General features: G+C 76.7%; 1 pseudogene. It reads left to right on the forward strand.

Features of this window, described 5'->3' with window-relative positions:
* A pseudogene (locus G3I65_RS40010) lies at nucleotides 1–657 on the forward strand (hypothetical protein); the annotation flags it as partial.

Raw genomic sequence — 657 nt, forward strand, 5'->3', positions numbered from 1 at the left:
CCCGCCGCATCCCGGCGGAGTCGGACGGCACGTGGACGCTGCACGCGCCCGCCGACCCCGGCGTCACGCTGCTGGAGCTGTTCGCCTACCTGCTGGAGCAGCGGCTCTACTGGCTGGACCAGGCGCCGGACGAACTCGTCGTCGCGATCCTGAAGCTGCTCGGGCTCGAGCCGCCGCGCCCGGCGCGGGCGGCGGCCACGGTCCTCTCGCTGCGCACCGCCGAGGAGACGCCGACCGTGGTGCCCGCGGGCACCGTCCTGGCCCGCGACCCGGCCGCGGCCATCCGCTTCACCCTCGACGACGAAGTGACCGCCTTCCCGGTGTCGGGCGAGGTCACGGTGTTCACCGACCGCGACCGCACCGCCGACCTGCTGGCCGGGCGCGGGGTTCCGCTGCTGGCGAGCGACGGGTCCGCCGCCTCGGCCCGCTTCACCCTGCCGCTCGCCGGGGCGCACTCCACGACCGGCTGGCTGTCGCTGCTGATCGAACTCGACTCGCCGCTGCCGCCGTCGTGGGCACCGCCCCCGCTGCCCGTCGTCCGCCCGCCGGCCGAGCTGACGTGGTCGTGGTTCCGGCCCAGCGGCGACGCGTCGGGCGAGTTCGCCGAGGTCGAGGACGGCACCGGCGGGCTGCGGCGCTCCGGCGTGGTCCGGCTTC

Source organism: Amycolatopsis sp. SID8362 (genome assembly GCF_010550475.1).
Lineage (GTDB): Bacteria > Actinomycetota > Actinomycetes > Mycobacteriales > Pseudonocardiaceae > Amycolatopsis > Amycolatopsis eburnea.